Source organism: bacterium (assembly GCA_036504735.1).
GTDB lineage: Bacteria > Electryoneota > RPQS01 > RPQS01 > RPQS01 > DASXUQ01.
Genome location: DASXUQ010000001.1, coordinates 1 through 25944 on the forward strand (window position 1 = coordinate 1; position 25944 = coordinate 25944).

Sequence of the window (25944 nt, forward strand, 5' to 3'; positions counted from 1 at the left end):
GGAATAGGTGGTGCCAGCCACCACATCGGCATCGAGGTAGCTGTACTGCTGGGCCGTGCTGGAATTGCCCTGCGAGCGGATGGACGCGATACGGCTGAACTCACCGGTAGCTGAGGCGCTGCGCCAGAGTTCGAAGTGGTCATTGCGGTTTTCGGTAGCCGTGGCAAACCTGAAGCGGATGCCGCCCTGCTCCGGATTGGCACTGACAGAAGCCAGTTCCACCGGCAGAATTTCATCATACTGGAAGCTCAGGCAGACCCAATTGACCCGTCCGGAGTCACCGGCCTGTGCACCCGAGATGCGGAGTACCCAGTCGCCCATAGCATTCTCGCCGTCAAAGACGGAGAGCGGGGTTTCCGGAGTGAACGTACCGCGGAAGGGCGGGAAGCTCTGGGGAATGGAATCCAGCGCTTCATCATCGAAGGTGGTGCAGGAGTAGCCCTGACCGCCCGGGCCCTGACGTGAGGCAAGGGTGGAGACATGGCCGGCGGGGGACAGCAACTGGATGACCAGGTCCATATCATCGGGGTACGTGATGTCGAGGCAGACGTTCACATCGGTGACATGGTACTGGGTCGGCACATGGATGGGGATCAGGCTGGGAGCAAAGTCACCGATAGGGCCACCGGTGAGGTTGCAGACGCTGTTCGGCGCATTCTGGCACGTACACTCGAAGGAGGACGGGCAGGGCGTGTCACAGGTCATGGTGCTGTCCCAGACGCCGCCGTACTGGGCGCAGAGGGCTTCGGTCTCCATCGAGCAGAAAGGATTGATGGGATCGAGGTAACAGCAGCGGCCAACCACGGGAGGCGGAACCTGACCATTGTGGAACGGAAAGTTCGGCATCAGCGGCGTGGTGGGAATGTCGGTGACATTCACCTGATGGTAGTAGACGTAGTTGTCGGTGGCCACACCTTCCCCCTGCGGAATGCTGCCCGCATCGGCATCCTTCACATATTCGAGATTGAGCATGCCCTGTCCGGCGAAGTAGAAGACGCGATCGGCGAGGGTGATGTCGCGCTCGCTCCAGCAGAATCCGGCGGGAGTGGGGACAATGGGGGGACGCGTGTCGGTGACGTTCCGGCCCGTGGACCAATGGGCGCCGCCGTCGGTGGAGACGGTGATCCAGGCATCACCCTGATAGAAACCACCTTCCGAGATGGCATCCAGATCATACTTCTGGTAGGATGAGTACAGGTATCCCGTGACTTCGTCCTGTGACAGGCTGGGGCGCTGCACAAGGCGCTGCCATGCACCGACAAGGCCGTCGGAGTTAAATTCCCAGTCACGGGCCATGGGGCTGAACTGGTTATGCTGCTCGTCCCAGTGCCAGATCATGGAGTATTGACTACTGATGTACGGACCACCGGGGGTCATCATGTCATAGAAGCCCGTGGTGAAGGCCACATGCAATACGTCATTATCATCGAACAACACGCTGACGTCGTTGTAGGCGCGGAGGGTATCCTGATTGGTGAACTGGGTGAGGTTTACACGCGGACCCCACGTCAGGCCGCCGTCATTGGACGTGATGAGGTAGATGTCATTGTCATACTGGTTGGCGGAATCATTCATGGCGCGGCGCGGACGGGGGTAGGCGATGGCGACGCGGCTGGAGAGCTTGGATGCGGCGACATCCGCGGCGATGGTCATAGCGGTGTCCAACACCTTGTACTGCAGGTTGCCGGGGGCAACGTTCTGCCAGAAGATCTGCATACCATTCCCATCCTGGTCCCACTGGGGAATGCCGCGGGAATAGTAGATGCGCTGGGGTGCGCCGGCAGTCGGCAGGCTGTGCGTGGTGACCATGTGCAGGACGCTGTCATGGCCCATAGCCACTTTCGGCCAGATCAGTTCAAGCGGGGAGCCGGATTCATAGATCAGATTCGGCTGCGTGGAGGTAAAGGCACCAAGGCGCGGCAGGAAGTCGATTGCCATAGCCGAATGGTTACCGGAGATTCCATTGCGGACTTCATGGTAGCCCGGGAACGCCATGCCGCCGGGCATGACGGCCTGGCAGGCGTAGCCGCCGCGCGCCCCGGCGTCAACCTGAACACCCGTGGGCATGTTACCTGAATTCAAGAACATCATGGACTGGGTGGTCGGATCCCACACCTGATAATAGATACGGCGGGGACCGCCGACCATGCTGGTCATGCCTTTCATCCAGACAAAATGGGCAAAGCCGTCATTGTCCATGCCGATCATCTTGCCGGCGGAGCCATTATGCTGATAGTCATACCATGTTGAGCCCACCAGATAGATAGAGCCGATGGGATCGTCGAGGCGTCCGTCAGGCGGACGCAGATGGGACTCTTCGGCGGGACCGAAATAGGTCTGTTGTTCTGCGCCGACGACGGGTAGATTGACCGCATGCTGATAGGGTCCTTTGGCTGCGGGGGCAGCCCAAAGTGCGGCGCACATTAGGACCAACACGACAAACAGGGAACGCTTAAACATGATGCACCTCATTTGTTTGAACATGGCTGGGAGTACACAGATAATTTAGGCATATTCTCCGACAAGCAATATTCATCCGAGTTCATTGATAAATATTTTGATGGTTCAAGTATATTAAGGATATTATAGTTTAATAGTTTGTCAAATAGCAGTTTAGTTATTCAATACCTTGAAGTGCAGAACAAAGCCAACTATGCATATCTGGCAGAGTAGCTATGTGCATTTTCCGCAAATGGTAAACAATAAGTGACCGCAAACGAAAACCGGTAAGTAACGGATATATTTAAAAAGTTGCATGTTACGTGATAACCTAAACCGTTTTGGGCGACCAAAACGCCGGGTCAGCAATCAGGTATACGGTTTGCGATAGAATTGTCTGGTGTCATGATCAATGGTATTGTCAATAACATAACGGACACAGGGTTTGCGATGAAGATGACCCGGAACTGGAGGCATTATGCACGCTGCTCGAATCTTTTGTTTGGTGCTGGTCGTCTCACTGCTTGCGTATGGTCAATCCGCTCCCGACAGTCTGGGACTCTGCTACCATTCTGACACCGGCATCGCACAGGACCTTTCGGTCTCATTTGACGACGACGATGATTCTGTGCCCGTTGTACCATCCACGCCGCAGGATGCGGGGTTTCTGGAGACGACGGCTCTCTACCCGAACTATCCCAATCCCTTCAATCCCGAAACCGAAGTGGCCTTTGACCTGCCGCAGAGCATGAATGTGCTGGTAGCGGTGTATGATATTCTGGGACAGCACGTGATGACACTGGCCAGTGGATGGTTAGAAGGCGGACATCATGTGGCAGAATTCGACGGCAGCGATTTGCCTCCGGGAATTTATTTTTGCAGGCTGGACGCCCCGGGAGTGACACAAACTCACCGAATGACGCTTTTGAAATAGCAATACACTCTACAGGCGGGTCTTTTGACCCGCCTGTCGGTTTTGAATGATCGTGGCGTACAACAGTGGCATGGAGGCGCTTATGAGACCCTTGATCATGTTATGGGCACTGATCGCGCTGGCAACTGTGGTTTGTGCTCAAAGTGTGCCGGATACTCTTTGGACCCGCGAGTATCCGGAGTTCCGGAATGCTGGAGTCAATGCGGTGGTTCCTTCGTTTGATGGCGGCCTGGTGCTCACAGGAGTGCAGGAGTTTGCCCCGGCGGACACGTTTGCGTTGATTCCCCGGGACCTGATTGTGATCCAGACGGACGCACGCGGAGAGGTTCAATGGACCTACCGCCGGGCCAGCATGCTGGATACGCTGTGGGAAGGTGTGACGCTGTGCCGTACGCTGGACAGCGCCTATGTGGTGCTGGCGCGCAAGCGGTATGATGACAGCGTAGCGGTGATAACGCTGGTGAAGCTGAACCGCCGGGGAGAAGAAATCTGGTTGCGGGATTACCGGATTCAGACCTTCAATTTCGCGCACACGCTGGGGCTGATGGCCGATGGCTCTTATCTGGTGGGATCGAATTTGCAGATCGTCCGTCCGCATGAACGGGGCTGCACCAACAATCTGTTTGTGATGGATGTGAGCCCGGATGGCGATACCGTATGGACGCAGACCTGGCGCGGCGCGCAATGCGAGCGGCTGATCACCAGTGCGATCACGACCAGCGACGGTGGCTGTCTGTTGATGGGAGTGGATTGCCCTCCGCGCGTGCCCGAGACCAACCCGCTGATGATCAAGCTGAACGGACGGGGTGACGTGGAGTGGGAGCGGTTGGACGATGCCCAGATGGATTGGGCCCGGGTCTGCGCCCTCGAGGTAGCCGATGGATATATCATCGGCAGAAATTACTTCAGTATTACCCAACTGGAAAAGGTTGGCCTCGATGGCAGCACGCAGTGGGTGCAAAGTTATGAAGTGGAGACGGAGCGGAGCGAATATCCGGAAGCGGTAGTGGCGGCGGAAGACGGCGGATATCTGATCGCGCAGCTTTCGCAGCTCCGCGCCTCGGAGCGCTGGGCACCGATTTTGAGCAAGACGGATGCGGCGGGCAATCTGCAGTGGCGGATCATCGCCGATTTGACCACGAGTAATTACGCGCCGGGGTTTTGCCAGACGCCGTGGAACACGCTGGTGTTTGCCGGTTGGAGCGGCGTACCGCGCGGGTATACTCAGCCGTGGTATCTGTGGATGGAAGAGTATGGCTGGCCGACGGCAAAAACAACGCATCAAACTGTGAGGCCCGAGACTTTCGGCCTTCGGCCCAACTATCCGAATCCCTTCAATCCCACCACGGAGATTGCCTTCGATCTGCCGCGCACCTCTGTGGTGACGCTGACGGTGCATAATCTTCTTGGGCAGGAAGTGGCGAGCCTGACTCATGACGTGCTCAGCGCGGGTCGGCATACGGTAATGTTCGATGGCGGCGCGCTGCCCTCGGGCGTGTATCTCTGCCGTTTGCAGACAGCGGAAGGGATGCAGACGCGGAAGATGATGCTGTTGAAGTAAGGATGAAGGCGGAAGGATGAAGGATGAAAGGAAGAGGGGCGATGGGGCGGGCTTGTGGGGGCAGATGCGGAAACGGCGGGCCAATGCAATCGGCCCCCGCGCCCGGCCCGGCTGGAATTGTTGGAGTGTGGTTATTGTTCAGGCGGAGGGTTGCGCGTGGAACGGTTTGCGTCAGGCAAAATCCTGCGCTTAACCCTCCCCTACGACCCGTGTGGCTTTTCAGACTTTCGGCACGTTCTTCAGATGGAGGTCATCATGAAAGCGCTGTTAGTGGTTTTGCTGGTTGTGCTGATTCCTGTGGGATTGTGGGCACAGCCGGATACTCTGTGGACACATGTTTATTTGGAGCTGCATCCGGGACAGCCTCAGGATATGCAGCCTTCTTTTGACGGCGGACTGGTTTGGACCGGAATGTGGTTGACAGGGGCGGACTCGATGAACGGGCACGGGGATTTGATTGCAAGGGAAGCGGATGAACAGGGCGAAACCCGCTGGACCTTCCATGTGGAAGGGGTCACCGATGACACGATCTGGTACGGGCAGTCCCTTTGCCGCACTGCCGATAGTTGCTATATGATACTTGGCGGCAGGCACTACGGGGACAGTGCGGACTGTGTACTGTTCAAACTGAACCGGCAGGGGGAATTGCTCTGGCGGCGCACCTGCCCGGTTTCCGACTTTGATCTTGCCAAGTCCATCGGGGCTTTGGAGAACGACACTTATGCCGTGTGCATGACCTCGACGGTGCATGATCCGAGCGGATATGATTATCAGGTCAATCTGGTGGCCAAGCTCACCGCCGACGGCGACACACTGTGGACCTATTCCTATCCGGGAAATCCGGTGAGGGCGGTGCCGGTGACGGGTGGCTGTATACTGTTGGGAAAGACGACGTATCCCCTGCTGGTGAAGTTGGACGAGGATGGCCAGGTAGTCTGGCTTCGGGAGTACACCAACATTTCCGTCGACGACTTTATGGATCTGGTGGAGTTGCCCAGCGGCTACTTTGTGCTGGGACAGGGCTGGTCCTACGGCTCGGATAATGTCAGCCTGATGAATGTCGGTTTCGATGGCGAGCCGGTGACCATTCGGCAATTTATTCCAGAGGGTGGCCGCGATGAACGTCCGGTGCGTATGGCGCGAAGCGCGGATGGAGGACTGATGATCGGCGGCTACAGCATGTCCGTCGAAGATTTTGACGTGCCGATGATGCTGATCAAGACGGATTCTCTCGGTGCGCGGCAATGGCGGACCTTGACCGATCCCGGCTGGCAGGCGGCCGTCACGGCCTTCTGTGGTCTGCCGGATGGCGGGTACGTCCTTGGCGGTGCGGCCGCGAGCGGCGGAGGTGGGTTCAGCTATGGATTTCTGGCGAGATTCGGTGAGACACCGAATCACCTGAACGAGACGGTGTCGCTGGCCGCGGTTCCGAGCCTGGCGCAGAACTATCCCAACCCATTTAATGCGCGGACCGAGATTGCCTTCGATCTGCCAAGAACGGGCGTGGTGCGACTGGCTGTGTACGATCTGCTGGGCCGGGCTGTAGCCCAGGAGGTGGACGAGGTGATGACTGCCGGACACCATACGATCACCTTTGACGGCGCGCCGCTGGCTTCGGGAATCTATTTCTACACGCTGCAGACGGCGGATCTGAAGGCGACCCGAAAAATGATGCTGTTGAAGTAGGCCTCGGAGCGGCCTTGCAGTAACGGATTGGCGGGATGCGGGCTCTGCACCGGAGGCGAACACACAAGCATGGGGCTTTGTCTAAGTTCCGGGAGCCCGCTCCGCTGTTTTTGCAACAGGCGAGCACTCACACGAGTGGTCGCCTGTTGCGTCTTTGGATGGCACGGAGGTGCAAGAAAGTGGTCAGCGTGCAAATCCAAACGAACGATGGCGGCTAACCATTTCCCGAACTACCCGAATTCCTTCAACCCGACAGGTGGTTCAGATGAGCCAGCGGTTGGAGGAAGGCAACCGCCGGTTTGTGGAGAACACAGCTTGCTACGCGGCGGCATGCCGCGCGCGGGGGTCTACTCGGCTCGGTGACGGCGAGCATCCTCAAAGAAGACAACGGGTTTGCGAATCGGCATCGGTTGATTTGGCGGTCAAGAGGTATGGTCCGGCAATTGCAATGAACCCGGTGCAATAATCTTGTGAAGCGCACCGAATCCTTTTATTACTTTTCCGGTTGCCATACGCTATGCATCACAAACACCCCATGTCCAACCGATCCCGCCAACGCGGGTTTGTGATGGTCCTTGCCGCCCTGTTGATTGTCGGTCTGATGACCATCGCAACGGTAGCGGTGAGACGCACCCAAACCCTGAATGATCAGAGCCAGCGCGCCTACCATGAAGCGCGAGTGTTCTACGTGGCCGAAGGCGGCGCCGACGTGGCGGCGGATTGGCTGCGCAATGCCATCCATATTAACACGGTTCCCTCGCAGTCGGATCTGAACGATTTCCATGCGCCCACCGTTCCGGATTATGTGTTCCCGCAACTCACCATCGCCAAGCAGCCGGTAACGACTACGATACCGATTACCCAAGGGGCGTATGCGGGGATGAATGCGACCGTGCAGCCCTATCTGATCGTATCCCACGCGGCGAACAGCAAGGGCACAGTGGATCAGGTGGTGCGGGTGACGGTGAACCGCGAGGGCATCGGGATGTACCAGTTCGGTATCTACTATGACCACGATCTGGAGATGTTCCCCGCCTACCCGCTGGACTTCAACGGGCGGATCCACACCAACGGCAACCTGTATATCGGATCGAGCGACGTGCTGAACATCAACGGCAGTGTCACCGCGGGTGGACATATCTACAACACGCCCAAGGATCCGACCCAATATTACAATGGCAAGGCACGGATCACGGATGTAGCCGGCCACTGGCACGATTTGAGCTATGACAGCCGCGACCCCAACTGGCAGCGAAAGAGTCTGGAAGACTGGCAGGGACGAGTGAAGGATGTCAGCCAAGGGACCACCGCCCTGGCCTTCCCTCTGTCGACACCGGCTTTTCCGATTGACGTCATCAAGCGCGGTCAGCCGGGAGATGATGAGGAACTGCGGGCCAAGCGATACTATTACAAAGCCGGTTTGAAAATTATTGACGGTATCGCCACGGATTCGACTGGAAATCCGATCGCATTGCCCGTTGGCGTGCTGACCTCAAGCAATGTCTGGGACTTCCGCGAGCAGAAGACGATGCACATGACGAACGTGAATATCGGCCTGCTGGCCTCCTCGGGCATGGTTCCATCCAACCGCACCATCTATTTCTGCTATACCGATCCGGCGGGCGCGATTCGACTGGTAAACGGCGCAACCCTTCCGGCAGGCGGCCTAAGCATCGCGACGGAAAATCCCCTGTATGTCTGGGGCAATTTCAATACGGTGAACAAAAAGGCCTGCTCTATCCTGTGTGATGCCTTCAATGTCTATTCCAACAACTGGTCTGACGGCAACGCCACGAAGAGCATCAATCAGCGGGGATCCTCGGCGACCACGGTCAACAGTTGCGTCGTGGCAGGAAATACAGAAACGACCTCAGGCGATTACAACGGCGGCGCGGAAAATCTGATCCGCCTGCACGAAAAATGGGTAGGACACGAGCTGACCTACCGCGGCTCCCTGGTCTGCATCTGGAACAGCCAGCGGGCAACGGGAGACTTCCGCAACGCATCCTATGTGGAGGCCCACCGCGACTGGGGTTACGATCAATCCCTGCTGGATCCGTCCCTCTGGCCGCCGGACATGATTTCCGTCCAACGCACGGTCCGCGCGCGCTGGCAGGGCTAAGCAGGCGTGACGCCTGCACCCATGTCGCCTTCGGCGCGCTATCGATGACGAAAGGGCGACCCTGTCGGGTGCCCTTTCTTGGTTTGTGGTATGGTAATGCAAATGCGGATGACGGGGCCAAGCCCTGTACCCAAGTCGGCTTCGGCAGGGGTAACCCCTGCACCCATGTCGCCTTCGGCGCGCTATCGATGACGAAAGGGCGACCCTGTCGGGTGCCCTTTCTTTGTTGGTGCAAGGGGGTGCGCTCATGCAAGAGGCGGGCGCACACGCAGGTGCGCCCCTACTGCATGAATGTGGTATGGGATCTGTCGGCTTGTGACGGGAGGGTCGTGTGGAGTGGAGCGGCCCGAATTGGAATGTGCTTTGCATCTTCGAAGCTCCAACTTAGCGGCCCAAATCAGGCCGATCATGTTGCCACTTTGCAGCAGCGGGAGCCCTCAATTCGCAACGGTCGGCGAGTGACGAACGAACTTGGAGTATTGAATGAAATCCTCGATTGTAATCTTCCGCATTATCCTGTGCGCGGGAGTATTTGCGGCGGCCACCGCCGGCGCGACCGGGTTTGATCTCAAACCCTACGGCTACGTCAAAGCCGAGATGACCTATGCATCCCATGGTGTGCTCTCCACCGGAAAGCCGGGTCTGTCCGCGCCGCAACTGGCGGACACTCTGAAAGGGCACAGTTTCGGAGTGTCGGTTCAGTCCACCCGTCTCGGCATGAAAGGCTGGATGACGGCGGACAACGGCATGGAAGTCGGGGGTAAGGTGGAAGGAGACTTTTCCACCAGCACCGGCAATGACGCCAGCGCCAAGCCACGTTTGCGTCTGGCCTATGCCTGGATCGCCACCCATCTGGCGGAAATCCGCGTGGGGCAGCAGTGGGATCTGTTCTCCTCCCAGAATCCGACCATGAGCACCGGAGCTTCCGGTCTGTGGTATGCCGGAAACCTCGGCACGCGCCGCGGCCAGTTCCAGTGCAACATCTTTATCCCGGAAAACTATACCGCGCCGATTCTGTCGGTAGCTCTCTGTGAAGGCGCCAAGGAGACCGACGGCCTCGGAGCGGACAATTTTTCCAGTTTCCCCATGGTCCAGGCCCGCGGCTCCATCGAAGTCAGCAAAAAGTACCTGGTGGGTCTGTCCCTGGTGCACGCCAATTTCGATCCGGACCCATCCAAGAACAATGACGAGTATACGACGCTGGGATACGGCGTAGATTATGATTTGCGCTTCCACAAGCTGTTTTCCATCCGCGGTGAAGTCAACATGGGAAAGAACCTGGCCAACGGTAACTTCTCGACCATCGCCGGAGCGGGCAAGCATGGCGACACGCGCGAAAACAGCTGCTTCTGGGCCAATATCGTGTCCAAGCCGCTCAAGCACTTAAATGTCTCGCTGGGCGGTGGTATGGACCAGAACAAAAGCGATCACATCGCTGCCGCGGCTGCGACGAAGAATACCATTATGTACGGCGAATTCATCTTCCCCTTGATGAATGGTCTGTCTGTGGAAACCGAAGTAGGCTCGATCCACACCTTGTACAAGGAGCGGGCTTCGCAGTCGGCAATGTTTACAAATCTGGCGGGTAAATTGGAGTTCTAAGCGAGGCCTTGGGCAGCGCATAGTTCCGGCAACAGTTTTTCGGTTCGATAGAAAGGATTTCTCATGAAACTTCGTATATTCGCATCCACCCTTTTGCTGATTCCGCTGGCCCTGCAGGCGAGCGACACTCCGCCGGCCACGGTGAGCCGTGACGAGGCTCTGACACGTTTGATGGACGGCAATGCCCGCTCGGTGAGCGCGGCACCTGCGGCCTGGAATGCCGGCGCGGAACGGCGCACGGTGCTGGCCGCCGCGCAGTATCCCTATGCCTGCATCGTGACCTGTTCCGACTCCCGCGTGGTTCCGGAGATCATCTTCGATGAGTCTCTGGGATCGCTGTTTGTGGTGCGCACACTGGGCAATGTGCCCTCCGCCGACGTGGTGGCATCGGTAGAATATGCGGTGGCGCATTTGCACGTCCCGGTGGTGGTTGTACTGGGACACACGGATTGCGACGCGCCGGCAGGGCGCAAGAGCAGCAGCAAGGGCGCCGCGATGACGGCCGCCTTCCATGGCGCTGCCGCCGCCGGCGAAGCCCCGAGCGCGGTACCGGCGGAGCAGACGTCGGGCATCACGGCGCGTTTGACGGCCATGTCCCTGCTGTGCGAGAGTGCCGCCATTTCGGCAGCGGTATCCGGTCATCAGACGACCCTGATTTCGGGGATGTATGATGTCGGCACCGGCAAAGCCAGCTTTGAAACCGAGATGGGATCTGTCGCGATGCCTGCGCCCAAGGCCACTGCCCCGGCCACAGCAGCGGTAGCGACGGCTCCTGCGGTGGCAGCCCCGGCGGTAGCACCGGCCAAGGTGGAAGTTGCGGTGTCCAAACCTGCAGCGCCTGCTGAAGCCAAAGCAGCTCCCGAAGCAAAGGAAGCTAAGGCCAGCGCGCCTAAGGCGGCAGAACCTTCGGCAAGTTTTGCCCGACGCAGCCGCTGACGGCATCTGCCCCAAGACTGGTAATGAAACAGGCTCCCGAGTGATCGGGAGCCTGTTCTGTATGCAAGGGGGTCTGACGTTCGGTCAGCCGGGATAGTTGTTGGCGGACTCGAGGATGGTCATGGTGGGCGGGCCCATGACTCCGGCGGCTTTCATCGTCTCGGCAAGGTCGGGAGACTCGCCGAACTTCTTGAAGGAGTCGGCATCTTTCCAATCGAAGAGGATGAAGACATTGTTCGGGTCATCGCTGTTACGAAAAACTTCGGCTTTCAGGCAGCCGGCAGGCACGCGCTTTTCGGCATGCTTTTCAAAATGCGGCAGCCACGTGTTGTAATCGGCCACTTTGTGATTCACCAATGCCTTGACCATACGTCCTCGCTTTCATGACTAAACCTGCCACCGCGGATTAATAGATGATAATCTACGGAACGGCACGGGGATTGTCAAAGGTCCGGCGATGAATTCCTACAGAGACAAAGAGCGGGAGTGCCATAGCGGGATGCACATAGGGCGAGTGGCAGCGGGTGCGAAGAGGCGGAGGGCGCAGGCATTCCCTACAAAAAAGCCCTACCGCATGGGGTGCCGTCAAAAAAGAAGCGGGCGGGTCTTAGACCCGCCCCTACGACGGACACGGCGAGCCGTGTCCCTACCCGTTTATGCGTCCGCAGGCAGGGCGTAACCTACGCGTTGCCCTCGATGCGGCCGGTTTTTTCTTTTTCGGCGCGTTTGCGCTCTTCGGCGCTGAGGTAGATTTTACGCAGGCGAAGTGACTGCGGAGTGACTTCCACCAGTTCGTCCTCATTGATGAAGGCGATGGCTTCTTCAAGGGACAGCACACGCGGCGGGGCGATCTGCAGCGCATCATCGGAGCCGCTGGCGCGCATGTTGGTGAGCTTCTTCTCGCGCACGATGTTCACGGCCAGATCGGAATCCCGGGAGTTCTCACCGACGATCATGCCTTCATAGACCTGCGTGCCAGGGCCGACGAACAGTTCACCGCGATCCTGCAAATTGTTCAGCGCGTAGCCGGTCACGCGGCCTTCACGGTCGGCGACAATCACGCCGGTGGGGCGGTGGCTGACTTCACCTTCGAGGGGACGGTAGCCGGCAAACATGCTGTGCATGATGATGGTGCCACGGGTGGTGGTCATGAGGATGGGCCGCACCCCGATCAGGCCGCGCATGGGAATTTCGTAGTTCATGCGCACCCAGCCGGTGGAATGGTTGGTCATGCGGGTCATGATGCCGCGCCGCATGCCGAGGGTGCCGGTGATGACACCGACAAATTCTTCCGGGCAGTCCACCAGCACATTTTCATAGGGCTCCATCAGGCGGCCATTGTCGCGCTTGAAGAGCACGCGCGGCTTGCCGACGAGCATTTCGAAGCCTTCACGGCGCATCATCTCAATCAAGATCGCCATCTGCAATTCGCCGCGCCCATAGACCTTATAGGCGTCGGTGGTCTCGGACTCTTCGACGCGGATCGCGGGATTGGCACGCAACTCCTTGAACAGACGGTCGCGGATCTGGCGGGTGGTGACGTACTTTCCTTCGCGCCCGGCAAAGGGAGAGGTGTTCACCGAGAAGAGCATCTCCAGCGTCGGCTCGTCGATTTTGAGCGGCGGCAGAGGCCGGGGATCTTCGGCGGAGGTGACGGTGTCGCCGATGAAGATGCCTTCAATGCCCGCCAGCGCAATGATGTCTCCGGCGGAGGCCTCTTCGATGGGCGTGCGCGCCAGGCCTTCGAAGCCGTAAAGCTGAGTGATCTTGGTGGGAATATGCTCTTCTTCCGACTTAACCAATACCACCTGGTCGCCGACGTGAATCTTGCCGTGCATGATTCTGCCAATGCCGATCCGGCCCACGTAGTCATTGTAATCGAGGGTGACGATTTGAAGCTGAAGGGCATGTTCGGGATCGAAGGATGGCGGCGGCACTTCCTTGAAGATCAGTTCGAACAGCGGCTCGAGGTTCACGCCGGGGACGCTCAGATCCATGGTGGCGGTGCCTTCGCGGGCGTTGGTATAGATCACCGGGAAATGGCACTGCTCTTCGGAGGCATCAAGGTCGAGGAACAGCTCGAGGACTTCGTCGAGGACCTCATCGATCCGGGCATCGGGGCGGTCAATCTTGTTGATCACCACGATGGGGGATAGTCCCGCTTCGAGGGCGTTGGAGAGCACATAGCGGGTCTGAGGCAGCGGGCCTTCGGAGGCATCTACTAAGAGCAGGCAGCCATCCACCATTTTCAGGACACGCTGGACCTGTCCGCCGAAATCGGCGTGACCCGGCGTGTCTACGATATTCACCAATTTCCCACGCCAATGTACGGCGGTATTCTTAGATAGAATGGTAATACCTTTTTCGCGCTCCAGATCGAGCCGGTCGAGGATCCGTTCCTGCACCTGCTGATTGGCGCGGAACACACCCGCCTGATGGAGCATACCATCCACGAGCGTAGTCTTGCCGTGGTCGACGTGGGCGATAATCGCGATATTGCGGAGGTCGTTTCTCTCTTGCACAGACGTTCATTCCTGTTTTTAGCTGACCTTTAATATACGGAGAGTTTTTGTGATCTGCCAAGGGGGCGAGGGAACGGGTACGGTAGGCCGATAAGACGGGCACGCCATGGCCCTTCGGCCACCCCCCTGATTAGAGACGGGCACGACATGTCGTGCCCCTACGGCAGAGGCCGATCCTCGTTTGATGGTGCCCCAGACCTCTACCCTTGCCATTGTCGTGTAGGGGAGGGTTAAGGTATGCCGCAACCCTCCCGTGTTAGCGATTGCAGGATGTGGCGCGGGCGGGTTGCGCGTGGTGCATCCTCTGAGGTGTGGCATTCTTCTGCTTAACCCGCCCCTACACGGGAATGGGTTCGTGAGCGGGCAGACCCCCATCCCCCCGGCCCGCTTTCCTCATGAAATAGGGAAAGGGGGAGAAGAGAGGGAGTGCGCAGTCTCCACGGAGAATCCTTACGACGCCGAGCAGGCGATACAGGTGCAGGGGTTACCCCTGCGTTGCAAGTGTGAAAAGAAATTGTTAAACTTATTTGAAACACATGAATGTCATTAACCACACCTACTCTCTGCCGCATGTGCAGCAGATCTCTTGCCCTCCGGTCTGGCGGGCTTGGGATGGGCTGGCGGCGGCGTATGCACCGGCTTTTTTATGGCGGGAGCGGGCCGGGCAAGAGGTGGTGCTGGCCTTAGGTGCGGCGGGGGTCTACTCCAGTTTGACTGAATGCCGGAAGGCTCTGGCTTCGGATCACGGCGCGCCGCTGGCTTTCGGGATGGTGGCCTTCGATCCGCGCTCGATCCTGCTTGCGCCGTGGGAAGGGTTTCAGAGCAGCCTGTTTGTGGTGCCGAAGGTGCTGGTGCGATGGAAAGACGGGATTGCCAGTATCTGGGGCCAGGAGAAGGCGCTGGCGGATGTGGTGGATGCTTTGCAGAATCCGCCGCCGCCGAGACGGCTGTTGGATGTGGATGGGGGACGCGCCTTTTCGGAAGCGGAATGGACGAAGGCCGTGCGGGCCATGCAGGCGCATATTGCCGCGGGGGCTATTACCAAGGCGGTGCTGGCGCGGGATTCGATTCGTGAAAGTGCCGCGCCGGTTCAGGCGGGGTATGTGCTGGAGCGGCTTGCGAGTTCCACACCGGATTGTTACCTTTTTGCGCACGGTATGAACGGCGCCACATTTTTGGGCGCATCCCCGGAACGGTTATTCCGGCTGGATCGTTCTATGGTGGAAACCGAGAGCCTGGCGGGAACGCGTCCGCGCGGGAAAACCGCCCGCGAGGATGAGCGGCTGGCGCAGGAGCTGCTGCATTCGGCTAAAGAGAACATCGAGCAGAATATCGTCACGCAGTTCTTGCAGCAGGGCCTCGCGGAATTGTGCGTGGCAGTGAGTGACGATCTGGAACCGCACGTGCGCAAGCTGGCGGGGCTCCAACATCTGCACACGCGCATCCACGGACAGTTGAAAGACAATGTGACGCCGGACGACGTGCTGCACGCGCTGCATCCGACGCCAGCGGTGTGTGGGATGCCGAAGGAGCAGGCGCGGGAGATTATCGCCGAACTGGAGCCTGTGCCGCGCGGGCTGTATGCCGGGGCGATTGGCTGGATGGATGCGGAGCGCGCGGAGCTTGCCGTGGCGATTCGCTCGGCGTTGTTGAAGGATCGCGTCGCCCGCGTGTTTGCCGGCGCGGGAATTATCGCCGCGTCGGATGCCAAAGCCGAGTGGCGGGAAACCGCGCTGAAAATGAAACCGATGCTGTCTGCCTTGAACTGCGAGGAGCTGTGAATCTTCCGAACGTAAATTATCTGCATGCGACGGTTCTTCTGAAGCAATGGATGGCCTGCGGCGCGCGCCGCGTTGTAATTTCTCCCGGCTCCCGCTCTACCCCACTGGCCCTTGCCGCCGCTGAGCTTCCTGAACTTGAAACCTATGTACTGACCGACGAGCGGTCGGCGGCATTTTTTGCGCTGGGCCTCTCCAAAAGCGACGGTGTGCCGGCGATTCTGATTTGCACATCGGGCACCGCCGCGGCCAACTATTTTCCCGCAGTGATTGAAGCCGCGCAGTCCGCCGTGCCCTTGATTGTGCTGACCGCCGACCGGCCGCTGACGCTGCGAGGCAGCGGCGCGCCGCAGACGATGGATCAGTCCCATTTGTATGGGGGTTATGCGCGGTTCTTTGCCGATCTTCCCGAAGCCAGATTAGACCTTGACCATTGCCGCGCGGTGCGGTCGATTGCCGCGGATGCGTTTTCCCATGCGGTGACGGTTCCGCGCGGTCCGGTACATCTGAATGTTCCATTGGATGAACCGCTGGCGCCGGTGCTGCGGGATGAGCGGGTGTGCCACGCGTTATGGACGGAGTTGCAGGCGGAAGGCCAGATTCGTATTTCTTCCCGTGTGCCGCGCGTGGTCTCTGCGGAGACCCTTCGGCGGCTGTCGATTGTGCTGGGGGACTCGCTGTGCGGATTGATTGTGGCGGGGGTGGACGCGGCGCGGAGCAGCGAAGAGGCGGAAGCGCTGTATCTGTTGAGCCGGCAGCTCGGCTGGCCGGTGTTCGCCGACGTGCTGTCCGGCTTGCAGGGATACGGCTATCCGGTTTTCCCACACTATGATATTTTTCTGCGCGATGAGGAATTGGCAGGGCTGGCGCCGGATGTGGTGCTGATGTTCGGCGGGTTTCCCACATCGAAGGCGCTGAACGTCTATCTGGACCGCCACCGGGCGGCCAATACGATTCAGGTGGACTCGCGCGGACTTCCCGCCGATCCCACATTCCGCGCCAATGAGCGGATTGAGGCGGATGTGGCGCCGCTCTGTCACAGTCTGGCACGGGCCAGCAAGTCCTCGCGGGACTCGCTGATTCTCGAACCCTTCCGTCAGGCGGCCTTTTTTATCGGCACGGCGCTGGAGAAGGATGCCGCCCAAGCGGAGTGCGAAGCTTTGTATGTGCTGGAAGCGGCGCGCGCCATGCCGGAGCAGGCGGCGATTGTGCTGGCCAGCAGCATGCCTGTGCGCTATGCCGATGCCCTGCTCGGCGGGAAGGCGTTTCACGTGTACGGACTGCGCGGGGTAAACGGGATCGACGGCACCATTTCCCATGCGGCGGGAATTGCGGCGGCGTCGGGGAAACCCACGCTGCTGGTCACGGGAGATCTGGCCTTCATCCACGATATGAATGGATTAATCGCGGCCGTGCGCCACGCGCCGAGCCTTTCGATTGTGCTGCTGAACAACAACGGCGGCGGAATTTTCCATTTCCTGCCCGTACACAAGCATGAAAACACCGCGCAGTTCGAGAAGCTGCACGGCACACCGCATGGCCTCGATCTGTCTGCCGCGGGCAGACTCTTCGGGCTGGAGTGGCAAACGGCTGCCGGACCGCAACAGGCGGGAGACCTGCTTTCACAGAAACATTCCGGGGTACGCGTCATTGAAGTCAGGACGTCGCGCGAGGCAAATCATCGCGCTTTTTCGGAACTGGTCTCACGGCTGGGAAAGGAGGCTATCCGCTTATGACCGATGTAGCTGCCAGCAGTATTGACTGGCACGTGGCCTGGCAGGGAGATCCGCAATTGCCGGTGCTCGCGCTGGCGCACGGGTTTGCCGGATCGCTGCACGCCTGGGAGCATCTGATTGTCGATCTTGAGCAGCATTTCCATCTGATGCTGATTGACCTGCCCGGGCACGGCAAGACACCGCTGCCGCCCGAACCGGAGATGAATCTGGTGCGCCTTGGCACGGCGCTGGGGCAGTTGATTTCCACCGCCGCCGAAGAACCGGTCAGCCTGTGCGGGTACAGCATGGGCGGGCGGATTGCACTGCACACCGCGCTGTATGCGCCCGAGATGGTGAAATCGCTGGCACTGATCGGCGCGTCACCGGGAATTGCGGACGCAGTCGAACGCGAGGAGCGGCGCAAGGCGGACCGTGAATTGGCCGCCATGATTCGCACCAGAGGGATCGAATGGTTTGCGGACTTCTGGGGCAACCTGCCGCTGTTCGCGTCGCAGAAATCGCTCGCGCCGTCGGTGCAGGAAAACCTGCACCGGTCACGGCTGCATAACGATCCGGAAGGCTTGGCCATTGCGCTGGAGCATTTCGGCGTAGGCACGCAGGAGGATCTGCATCCCAAGCTGAGTCAACTAAAATGCCCCGTGCTGCTGATTGCCGGGGCGCTGGACAAAAAATACTGCCGTTCCAATGCGGTCTTCGAACAGTCGACGCAAGGCGGTGTTCATCTCAAGCGGGCAGAGATTCACGGCGTCGGCCATGCGGCGCACGTCGAAGCGCCGGATCTGGTGGCGCAGGAACTCATCGAATTTTTTGAAGTCGGCATCATCTCCTAACCTTATATCCCCTATGACCACATTCCCCTGGACATCCGCCGGAACGTTTGCCGATATTCTTTATGAGAAGTGGGAAGGCATCGCCAAGATTACCATCAACCGGCCCGAGGTGCGCAACGCGTTCCGACCGCAGACCGTGTTGGATATGCAGAAGGCATTTCATGACGCGCATGAAGACCCGGAAATCGGCGTGATTATTCTGACCGGCGCGGGCACGGAGGCCTTCTGTTCGGGTGGCGATCAGAAAATCCGTGGCGATGCCGGATATGTGGGCGAGGATTTGGTGCCGCGCCTGAATGTGCTGGATTTGCAGCGGCAGATTCGCAGTTTGCCCAAACCGGTGATTGCCATGGTGGCGGGCTATGCCATCGGCGGCGGGCACGTACTGCATGTGATCTGTGACATCACCATTGCCGCGGACAACGCGCGTTTCGGGCAGACCGGGCCAAAGGTCGGCTCGTTTGACGGCGGGTTCGGCGCAAGTTATCTGGCGCGGTTGGTGGGGCCGAAGCGGGCCAAGGAGATCTGGTTTCTCTGCCGCCAGTATGACGCGCAGCAGGCGATGGACATGGGGCTGGTCAACACGGTGGTGCCGCTCTCCGAACTGGAAGCGACCACGGTGCAGTGGTGCAAGGAGATTCTGCAACTGTCACCCATGGCTCTGCGCTGTCTGAAGTCCGCCTTCAATGCCGAGACTGACGGCCAGGCGGGAATTCAGGAACTGGCAGGCAACGCGACGTTGCTGTTCTATATGTCTGAAGAGGCGCACGAAGGCCGCGACGCCTTCAAACAGAAGCGCAAACCCAATTTCAAGAAGTTCAAACGGCTGCCATAGTTCCCTATGAAGAATCTCCCTCTGCTGCAGCGCGGCGGCTTCGTGCTCGCGGCCTTCCTGCTGATTACCCTGCTTGCTCATCTGCTTACAGCCACTCACTACCCGATGTTCCGGGATGAGTTTTATTATCTCGACTGCGCCAATCATCTGGATTATGGCTACGTCGATCAGCCGCCGTTTTCGATTTTTGTGCTGGACGGCTGGCGGATGATTTTCGGCGATTCGCTGTTTGCCGTGCGGCTGCTGCCCTCGCTGCTGGCGGTGGCGCTGATGTGGCTGACGTGGAAGATCACCGAGGAGATGGGTGGCGGACTGTTTGCGCGTACGCTGGCCTGCGGAGCCGCGTTCTTTTCGCCGCAGTTGCGCGCGCTGGCGGGATTTTACTCGATGAATGCCTTCGATCTGGTCTTCTGGGCGGCGGCGGCGCTGATTCTGATCCGCATTGCCAAGACCAACGACTCCCGGTTGTGGATTCCTTTCGGAATTATTGCCGGGTGGGGACTGCTCAACAAGATCAGCCTGCTCTATTTCGGCGCGGGGCTGATTGTTGCGATGGCGCTGACGCCGCTACGCCGGCAGTTCGCGCGCCGGCAGTTCTGGATCGGCGGGATCATGGCTCTGCTGCTGTTTCTGCCGTATGTGCTGTGGCAGTTTTCCCATGAGTTTGCCACGCTGCAGTTCATCCGCAATGCCACGGCCTTCAAGAATGCCGCGTTTGCCCCGCACCAGTTTCTGATGGAATTCGCGCTGGAAAATAATCCGATTTCGATTCTGCTGTGGCTGGGCGGGCTCGGCGTGCTGTTGTTTTACAAACCGCTGCGGACCTTCCGGTTTTTAGGATGGCTGGCGCTGACGGTGCTGGTGATTCTGATGACCAACAAGGGCAAGCCCTATTATGCGGCGGGGCTGTTTCCGCTGCTGATTGCTTCCGGCGCGGTGTGGCTGGAAAGTAAATTCGCGCTGCCGCGACTGAAGTGGGCGCGGCTTGCTTATGCGGGATTGCTGGTGGCCGGCGGGTTGCTGCTGCTGCCGTTCGGATTGCGGATTTTGAATCCGGAAACATACATTGACTATCAATGGACGCTGGGGATCGAGCCGAAGGCGAGCGAGAAGGGCCAACAGGATGCGCTCTGGCCGCAGCACTATGCCGATTCCTTCGGCTGGGAAGAGCTTGCGCAGGCAACCGTGCGGGCTTATAACCAGCTTGACCCGGAAGAGAAAAAGGATTGCGTGATTTTTGCGCGCAACTACGGCGAGGCCGGGGCCATCAACTATTACTGCCGCAAACAGGGGCTGCCCGAAGCGGTGTGCGGCCATAACAACTACTACTTCTGGGGACCACCCGTCGTGGGCGTACACACGGTGTTCCTCGTGGTTGCCAAGCCGGAGCGGGATCCGCGCGACGTGTTCGATTCGATCTTTGTCGGCGGCGGCAGCGACAATGATTATGCCATGCCTACCGAACGCAAACTGGTGGTCTTCATCGGGCGCGGCATTCACCGCTCGCTCGCGGAAATTTGGGCTGCGAATAAGAGTTTCGATTGAGGAAGAGGCTATTGTATTCGAATACAGGTCAGCAAACGGGAGTGGCCGAATGACCTCTAGTAAGTGTGCATCGGGATGTGGCCGGGACGTATATGACAACGCCAATTATCCGACGAACAAATGCATTTTCCACTCCGAGAAAAAGGACTCAGCTGAGTTCTATGAGGAGATCGGAAACTTAGTTCATTCAGTCCAGCAATATTGGAATGCGCCTTGTTCGTTCAATGGTTTCGTCTTCCCCGACTGCCCGAACCCGAGGACACTTGTTGAAATCCTCGGACGCTCTCATGCGGGGATCTTTTGCTTGGACTTTAGTGGTGCGGTGTTCGAAGGAAGGATTGATCTTTCTGGTTACCATTTTCAGGCGGGACTGACTTTCGAGCGTGCTACTTTCAAGTGCGACGCTCTCTTTGACGGATCAAATATGCCGCTGGGAGTCTCATTCGCTGGTACAACGTTTGAGGGCTTGACCCGCTTCGTTGGCACATTTTTCCAAGCTAATGCCAACTTCCAAGGAGCAAAGTTTCGTCAAAGTTCTTTTGAAAGCGCCACGTTCAAAGGACAGGTCACATTTCTCAAAGTTTTCTTTGCTGAACCGGCCTCCTTTTGTAAGGCCAAGGTGGCCGGGTGCGGTGTTTGGTCTAGATCAGAGTTCTTGGACACTGCGGACATGTCTTGTATGGTATTCTCCGATAGAGCTTTGTTCCAAGATACGATCTTTCACAACATAGCCTCTTTCCACAGCGCCAAGTTCAAGGGCGAGGTTCGCTTCGATAACGCTCTGTTTCGTGAAGATGTGTCATTCTCTAGAGTGTCGTTTGAAGACCATGCGCATTTTGCTGAAACCAAGCTCGCCAGAGGCCTAAACTTGGGTTATGCATCTTTCGCCGTCCTCGGTGATTTCAGTCGGTGCAAGATTATCAGTCGCGTCAGGTTAACTTGGCCTGGTGAAGGTGCAAAGCGGGAGCCGGCCGAGCACCAGACGGCAGAGGTAAGACGCGGAATTTTGCAATTCAAAAGCCCCAATTTTGGTGTACGCGGGCTCCTTGACATTCGAGACAATATGTTGCAGCCGGATTGCTCTCTGCACTTGGTTGACTGTGATATGGCTAAGGTGCTACTACAAGGAACAGATTGTAGAATGGTCCGCTTTAAGTATTGCCGTTGGCCGAAGGTTACGCATAGACAAGTTGTTGGTGACGAGTACCGTGCACGGAAGCACTTCAGGAGCCTAAGGACTGTGCTCGTACGTATTTTGCCTTTCGCGCGCGCATTGATGAATCACCCACGGTTGACCTTCGCCTTGATGTTCCGACCTAAGGAGGTGAATTGGCCCCGCATCATTACTATTTATCAAGAACTGGTAGACAACTGCCGTGAAATACATGACTACCGTCGAGTGAACGACTTTGACCGTGGCATTTTTGAAGCTCGGCGAATGATTGCAAAGAGTCGAGGGCGGCGAGGCATTTCGGATTACCTACTATTATCGACATACCGATCTGTATCAGCTTATAGCGGCAGTTTGCTAAAGCCAGTCATATGGCTTGTGGCGAGCACTCTCGCTTATGCATACTTCTACTGGGGCAATAGCTACGCCATAGACGCGGAGACAGGGCTTCTATCTGATTTCATAAAGAAAAGTGTACAAATTGCCTCTCTGAACCGGATCGGATTCGAGTTTGCTCGTGCGAACTCGCTCGCGGTAAATGTCCTCATCGCACTGCAAGTCGTAACGACTACGGGATTGGTTGCACTTCTCTTGTTTTCTATACGACGGCGTTTCAAACACTGACCGAGTCGATACTCACTCTCGGAGCACACACCTAACTAATGGTGTCTCTTCATAACTGGATCTTAGCCTCCCGTCCGAAGACGCTGGTGGCGGCGATTGTGCCGGTGATTGTCGGGGCGGCGTATGTGCACGCGGCGGCGGTGGAGCAGTGGCCGATTTTGCTGTGCGCACTGGCCTCGGCGCTGTGCATTCAGATCGGCACCAATTTCGCCAACGACTATTCCGATTTCAAAAAGGGCGCGGATACCGCCGAGCGCCTCGGGCCGGTGCGCGTCACGCAGGCGGGGCTGATCAAGCCGTCGACGGTCAAGGCGGGCGCGATGCTCGCCTTTGCTGTGGCTGTGCTGTTCGGGATTCCACTGATTTTGCGCGGCGGCTGGCCGATTCTGCTCATCGGCGTGTTCAGCATTCTCTCCGGCTGGGCCTACACGGGCGGACCGTATCCTTTGGGCTACAACGGGCTGGGCGAGTTGTTTGTGTTTCTGTTTTTCGGCCTGGCGGCGGTGACGGGAACCGCCTATGTGCTCACGCTGCAGTGGGACCCCTTAGTGCCGGCGATTGCCACCATTCCGGGGCTGCATGCATCGGCGTTGCTGGCCGTCAACAATCTGCGGGATGTGGACACCGACCGCGTGGCAGGCAAACGGACCCTCGCGGCGCGTTTCGGCAGAACCTTTGGCCGGGTGGAATACGCTTTGCTCCTCCTGCTGCCGTATGCCATCATTCTTGCATTGTTTGCGTTTTCACACCTGAAGTCGCCGGCACTGCTGCCCCTGCTTTCGCTGCCGCTGATAGTGCCACCCGTGAAACGTGCGTTATCGCGCACCGACGGGCCGGGCATGATCCGCGCACTGGCGGGAACGGCCTTGGTGCAGCTTGCATTCGGCGCTCTTCTTGCCATCGGTCTTATCCTGTGACGTCACATCCCTTAGCTTTCGCACCCTACGAACTGGCTTTTCGGAACCCCCTGCACACCGCGCGCGGCGTCATCACGCTGCGGTGCGGATTTCTGGTTGCGTTGCGAGTCGGCAACGCCGTGGGCATCGGCGACGTCGCACCGTTGCCGGACTTCGGGACGGAAACGGTTGAGGAAGCCGGGCAGAAGCTTGAAGAAAAGCGAAAAACGAAAAACGAAAAGCTGGATCTGGAGCTGGATTGCCTTGACGGGTTTCCGGCCACGCGCTTCGGACTGCAATGCGCCCTGCTGGCGCTGGAAGGTCAGCCATCTGAAGGGGCAAGAGAAATTCCCGTCAATGCATTGATCGGCGGGGGAACGGTGCGGGAGGCCTGGGTGGCGGGGCAGAAGGCGGTGGAAGCAGGCTACGAAACGCTGAAGGTGAAGGTGGGAATGCGGACCGTGCGGCAGGACATCGAAATCTTCCGCGTGCTGCGCTCGGCATTTCCCAAGCTTGCGCTAAGGGCCGACGCCAATGGCGCGTGGTCCTTCGATGAGGCGCGGCAATTTGCGCACGGCGTAACCGCCTGCGAGCTGCAATACATTGAGGATCCGCTGAAAGATCCTGATACGGAGGCGCTGTCGGTTTTTCGACGTAACTGTGAGGTTCCCGTAGCCTGCGACCGGATGGCGGATTCGGTGGAGGATATCGAAGCGCTGATTGAGCGCCGCCTGTGTGATGTGCTGGTGCTGAAGCCGTCGGTGATCGGCTCCATCCGTAAACTTGAACAGCTCGCGGACAAGGCAAAAGCGGCGGGGATGGCAGTGGTGATCAGCAGCCTGCTGGAATCGAGCGTGGGCCTTTCCTACGTTGCGCATCTGGCGGCGCGTTGCGGCACGGAGGGATTGGCGCACGGCATCGGCACGGCAGAGATGTTCGAAACGGATATGCTGCGCACACCGTTTTGTCCGGTAAAGGGTAAGATTGCGTTGCCGGATCTTTCGGCTCTGCAATATGCAGTGATTCCCGGCATGGCGGCCGGACTCGGATTACAGGAAAGCGATGAGTAAACAGGACTGGTTCAGCAAACAGACCGAAGGCACGCACTCGCATTTGTCCGACCTCAACGGCTCGATGCCCGATGAGGAGTTCAACGGCAAGACGTTGCGCCTCGCGCAGATGCTGGCGGAGCGTTTCCCCGAACGGAATGCGCGGATCGGCCTGTGGGGCGAGAACAGTCTCGACTATGTGATCGCCCTGTTTGCCGTGCTCCGCGCCGGACATGTGGCGGTGCCGCTCAACACACGCCTGTCCGCACGGGAATTGCAGGATCTTGCGGAAGCCGCCGGGCTCAGCGGTGTGCTGGCCTCGCGCGATTTTCCGCAGTCGCACCGCGAGGTGTTCAATGGCCTGTCCATGTTCGCCCTCGCTCAGAAGCTTGCGCCGCTCGGTCCCAATGCCAAGCCTCCTCGCATGCGCGAACTCGGCGAGAAAGACGTGGCCGTGCTGCTCTGTTCCTCGGGCAGTTCGGGCAAGCCCAAGATCGTACCGTTCACGCTGCGCAGCCTGTTCTCTCACGCCCGCGCGGTGTGCAGCCATCTGAATGTCACCTGGCGCGATTCCTGGGTGGCGTGTCTGCCGCTCTACCACGTCGGCGGCCTGGCGATTCCTTTCCGCTGCATGGTCTCGGGAGCCTCGTTGATTCTCAGTCAGAGCAGTGATCCGGATGATCTCCACCATTTGATCACCGCGGAAAATGTGACACTGATCTCCGTGGTGCCGACGGCCCTCGAACGGATGCTGAACAAACGCGGCTCCGATCCGTATCCCAAGACATTGCGCGGCCTGCTGGTCGGCGGCGGCCCCGTGGCCGATGCGCTGCTGGCTCGCTGCGACCGCGCCTATGCGACGTACGGTCTTACCGAAGCAGGCTCGATGGTGAGCTGCGCGCGGCCGGGATGCGGCGACAAAGAGCGGCGCACCGCCGGACCGGCCCTGCCGGATACCGAGATTAAGATTGTCGATGAAAAGGGGAAGGACATCCGGAAGGGCGAGGCGGGACAGATTCTGGTGCGGGGACCGGGCATGGCCGCCGGCTATCTGGGAAATTCGGAAGCCAGTGCGCGCACCTTCCGCTCAGGCTGGATTCACACGGGAGACATTGGCCGCCTGGACGAGAGCGGACTGCTGAAGGTTGAAGCGCGACGCGGGGACATTGTGCTCTCCGGCGGGGAGAATATTTATCCGGCGGAGATCGAAGCGGCACTCAAAAAGCATCCGCGTGTGGAGGCCGCGATTGTCTTGCCGGTGGATCATCCCGAATGGGGACAGACACCCGCCGCACTGATCGTGCTCAAGCCGGGCCGTCCCTTGGAAAAGACCCACATCTACATGTTCCTTGAAGGCCATCTTGCCCGCTACAAGTTTCCCAAGAAGATCCTCTTCGCCGACGCCTTGCCGCTTCTGTCCACCGGAAAACCGGATCTGGCGGCCATTCGAAAGATGTTGAAGGGCTGAAAGCGGCAGCGTGCTGAGTGCGAAGGGCGGCCTCATGGGACCGCCTTTTTGTTGGTACGCCTGTACAGAAATATGGGTTGGTCGGCCACGTCGCTCACGCCGTTGTAGACGGGCAAGTATATTCCTTAGAGTCTGGCAGAGTGTTTGCATCATCTGTAATCAAAAGCTCAGCATGACAACCGGCATGATCGAGCAAACAAGGGCTTAACC

Annotated in this window: 18 protein-coding genes; 15 read left to right on the top strand and 3 right to left on the bottom strand. The window is 58.7% G+C overall.

What is annotated here, in order from left to right:
* On the bottom strand, window positions 1-2460 hold a 2460-nt coding region (locus VGL38_00005; protein ID HEY3293797.1), incomplete at its 3' end, for a proprotein convertase P-domain-containing protein.
* A gap of 457 nt (window positions 2461-2917) precedes the next feature.
* Between VGL38_00005 and VGL38_00010 the strand changes: the two genes are divergently transcribed.
* The 6 genes from VGL38_00010 to VGL38_00035 all read left to right on the top strand — a co-directional run bounded on the left by VGL38_00010 (window position 2918) and on the right by VGL38_00035 (window position 11280).
* A complete protein-coding gene (locus tag VGL38_00010; GenBank protein HEY3293798.1) occupies window positions 2918-3373 on the top strand; it encodes a T9SS type A sorting domain-containing protein in 456 nt (151 codons plus the stop codon).
* Between the two features lie 82 nt (window positions 3374-3455).
* Window positions 3456-4934, top strand: coding sequence for a T9SS type A sorting domain-containing protein (locus tag VGL38_00015; GenBank protein ID HEY3293799.1), 1479 nt, complete (start codon window positions 3456-3458; stop codon window positions 4932-4934).
* A gap of 255 nt (window positions 4935-5189) precedes the next feature.
* Window positions 5190-6620 carry a T9SS type A sorting domain-containing protein gene (locus VGL38_00020; GenBank protein ID HEY3293800.1) on the top strand — a complete coding sequence of 477 codons (1431 nt, stop codon included), beginning with the start codon at window positions 5190-5192 and terminating at the stop codon, window positions 6618-6620.
* A gap of 535 nt (window positions 6621-7155) precedes the next feature.
* Window positions 7156-8742: a hypothetical protein gene (locus VGL38_00025; protein ID HEY3293801.1), complete on the top strand. Its 1587-nt coding sequence runs from the start codon at window positions 7156-7158 to the stop codon at window positions 8740-8742.
* 483 nt (window positions 8743-9225) lie between these two features.
* Entirely contained in the window at window positions 9226-10344 is a 1119-nt protein-coding gene (locus VGL38_00030) for a porin (GenBank protein ID HEY3293802.1), read from the top strand.
* A 63-nt stretch (window positions 10345-10407) separates the two neighbouring features.
* Complete coding sequence (locus VGL38_00035; GenBank protein HEY3293803.1) at window positions 10408-11280, top strand: carbonic anhydrase; 873 nt, start codon at window positions 10408-10410, stop codon at window positions 11278-11280.
* 84 nt (window positions 11281-11364) lie between these two features.
* Here the strand turns inward: VGL38_00035 and VGL38_00040 are convergent, their stop codons facing one another.
* Both VGL38_00040 and typA read right to left on the bottom strand, forming a co-directional pair.
* Window positions 11365-11649, bottom strand: coding sequence for an antibiotic biosynthesis monooxygenase (locus VGL38_00040; GenBank protein ID HEY3293804.1), 285 nt, complete (start codon window positions 11647-11649; stop codon window positions 11365-11367).
* Window positions 11650-11960: 311 nt separating this feature from the next.
* Complete coding sequence (gene typA, locus VGL38_00045) at window positions 11961-13802, bottom strand: translational GTPase TypA (protein ID HEY3293805.1); 1842 nt, start codon at window positions 13800-13802, stop codon at window positions 11961-11963.
* A 536-nt stretch (window positions 13803-14338) separates the two neighbouring features.
* Here typA and VGL38_00050 point away from each other — a divergent pair.
* Genes VGL38_00050 through menE form a run of 9 tightly spaced genes read left to right on the top strand, consistent with a single transcriptional unit; the run spans window position 14339 to window position 25734 of the window.
* Complete coding sequence (locus VGL38_00050) at window positions 14339-15583, top strand: isochorismate synthase (GenBank protein HEY3293806.1); 1245 nt, start codon at window positions 14339-14341, stop codon at window positions 15581-15583.
* Window positions 15580-17316 (top strand): 2-succinyl-5-enolpyruvyl-6-hydroxy-3-cyclohexene-1-carboxylic-acid synthase, encoded by a 1737-nt coding sequence (menD, locus tag VGL38_00055; GenBank protein ID HEY3293807.1) that lies wholly within the window; start codon window positions 15580-15582, stop codon window positions 17314-17316. Before VGL38_00050 ends, menD begins: the two co-directional genes overlap by 4 nt.
* A complete protein-coding gene (gene menH / locus VGL38_00060) occupies window positions 17313-18146 on the top strand; it encodes a 2-succinyl-6-hydroxy-2,4-cyclohexadiene-1-carboxylate synthase (GenBank protein HEY3293808.1) in 834 nt (277 codons plus the stop codon). Before menD ends, menH begins: the two co-directional genes overlap by 4 nt.
* 13 nt (window positions 18147-18159) lie before the next feature.
* Window positions 18160-18981 (top strand): 1,4-dihydroxy-2-naphthoyl-CoA synthase, encoded by an 822-nt coding sequence (gene menB / locus VGL38_00065; protein ID HEY3293809.1) that lies wholly within the window; start codon window positions 18160-18162, stop codon window positions 18979-18981.
* Between the two features lie 6 nt (window positions 18982-18987).
* Window positions 18988-20526: a glycosyltransferase family 39 protein gene (locus VGL38_00070; GenBank protein HEY3293810.1), complete on the top strand. Its 1539-nt coding sequence runs from the start codon at window positions 18988-18990 to the stop codon at window positions 20524-20526.
* A 49-nt stretch (window positions 20527-20575) separates the two neighbouring features.
* Window positions 20576-22321 (top strand): pentapeptide repeat-containing protein, encoded by a 1746-nt coding sequence (locus tag VGL38_00075; protein ID HEY3293811.1) that lies wholly within the window; start codon window positions 20576-20578, stop codon window positions 22319-22321.
* A 38-nt stretch (window positions 22322-22359) separates the two neighbouring features.
* On the top strand, window positions 22360-23238 hold the full coding sequence (locus tag VGL38_00080) for a 1,4-dihydroxy-2-naphthoate polyprenyltransferase (protein HEY3293812.1): 879 nt from the start codon (window positions 22360-22362) through the stop codon (window positions 23236-23238).
* Window positions 23235-24287, top strand: coding sequence for an o-succinylbenzoate synthase (menC, locus tag VGL38_00085; protein HEY3293813.1), 1053 nt, complete (start codon window positions 23235-23237; stop codon window positions 24285-24287). Before VGL38_00080 ends, menC begins: the two co-directional genes overlap by 4 nt.
* The gene (menE, locus tag VGL38_00090; GenBank protein ID HEY3293814.1) at window positions 24280-25734 is read left to right on the top strand and encodes an o-succinylbenzoate--CoA ligase; all 1455 of its coding nucleotides are present in this window, start codon (window positions 24280-24282) and stop codon (window positions 25732-25734) included. Before menC ends, menE begins: the two co-directional genes overlap by 8 nt.
* The last annotated feature ends 210 nt before the right edge of the window (window positions 25735-25944 follow it).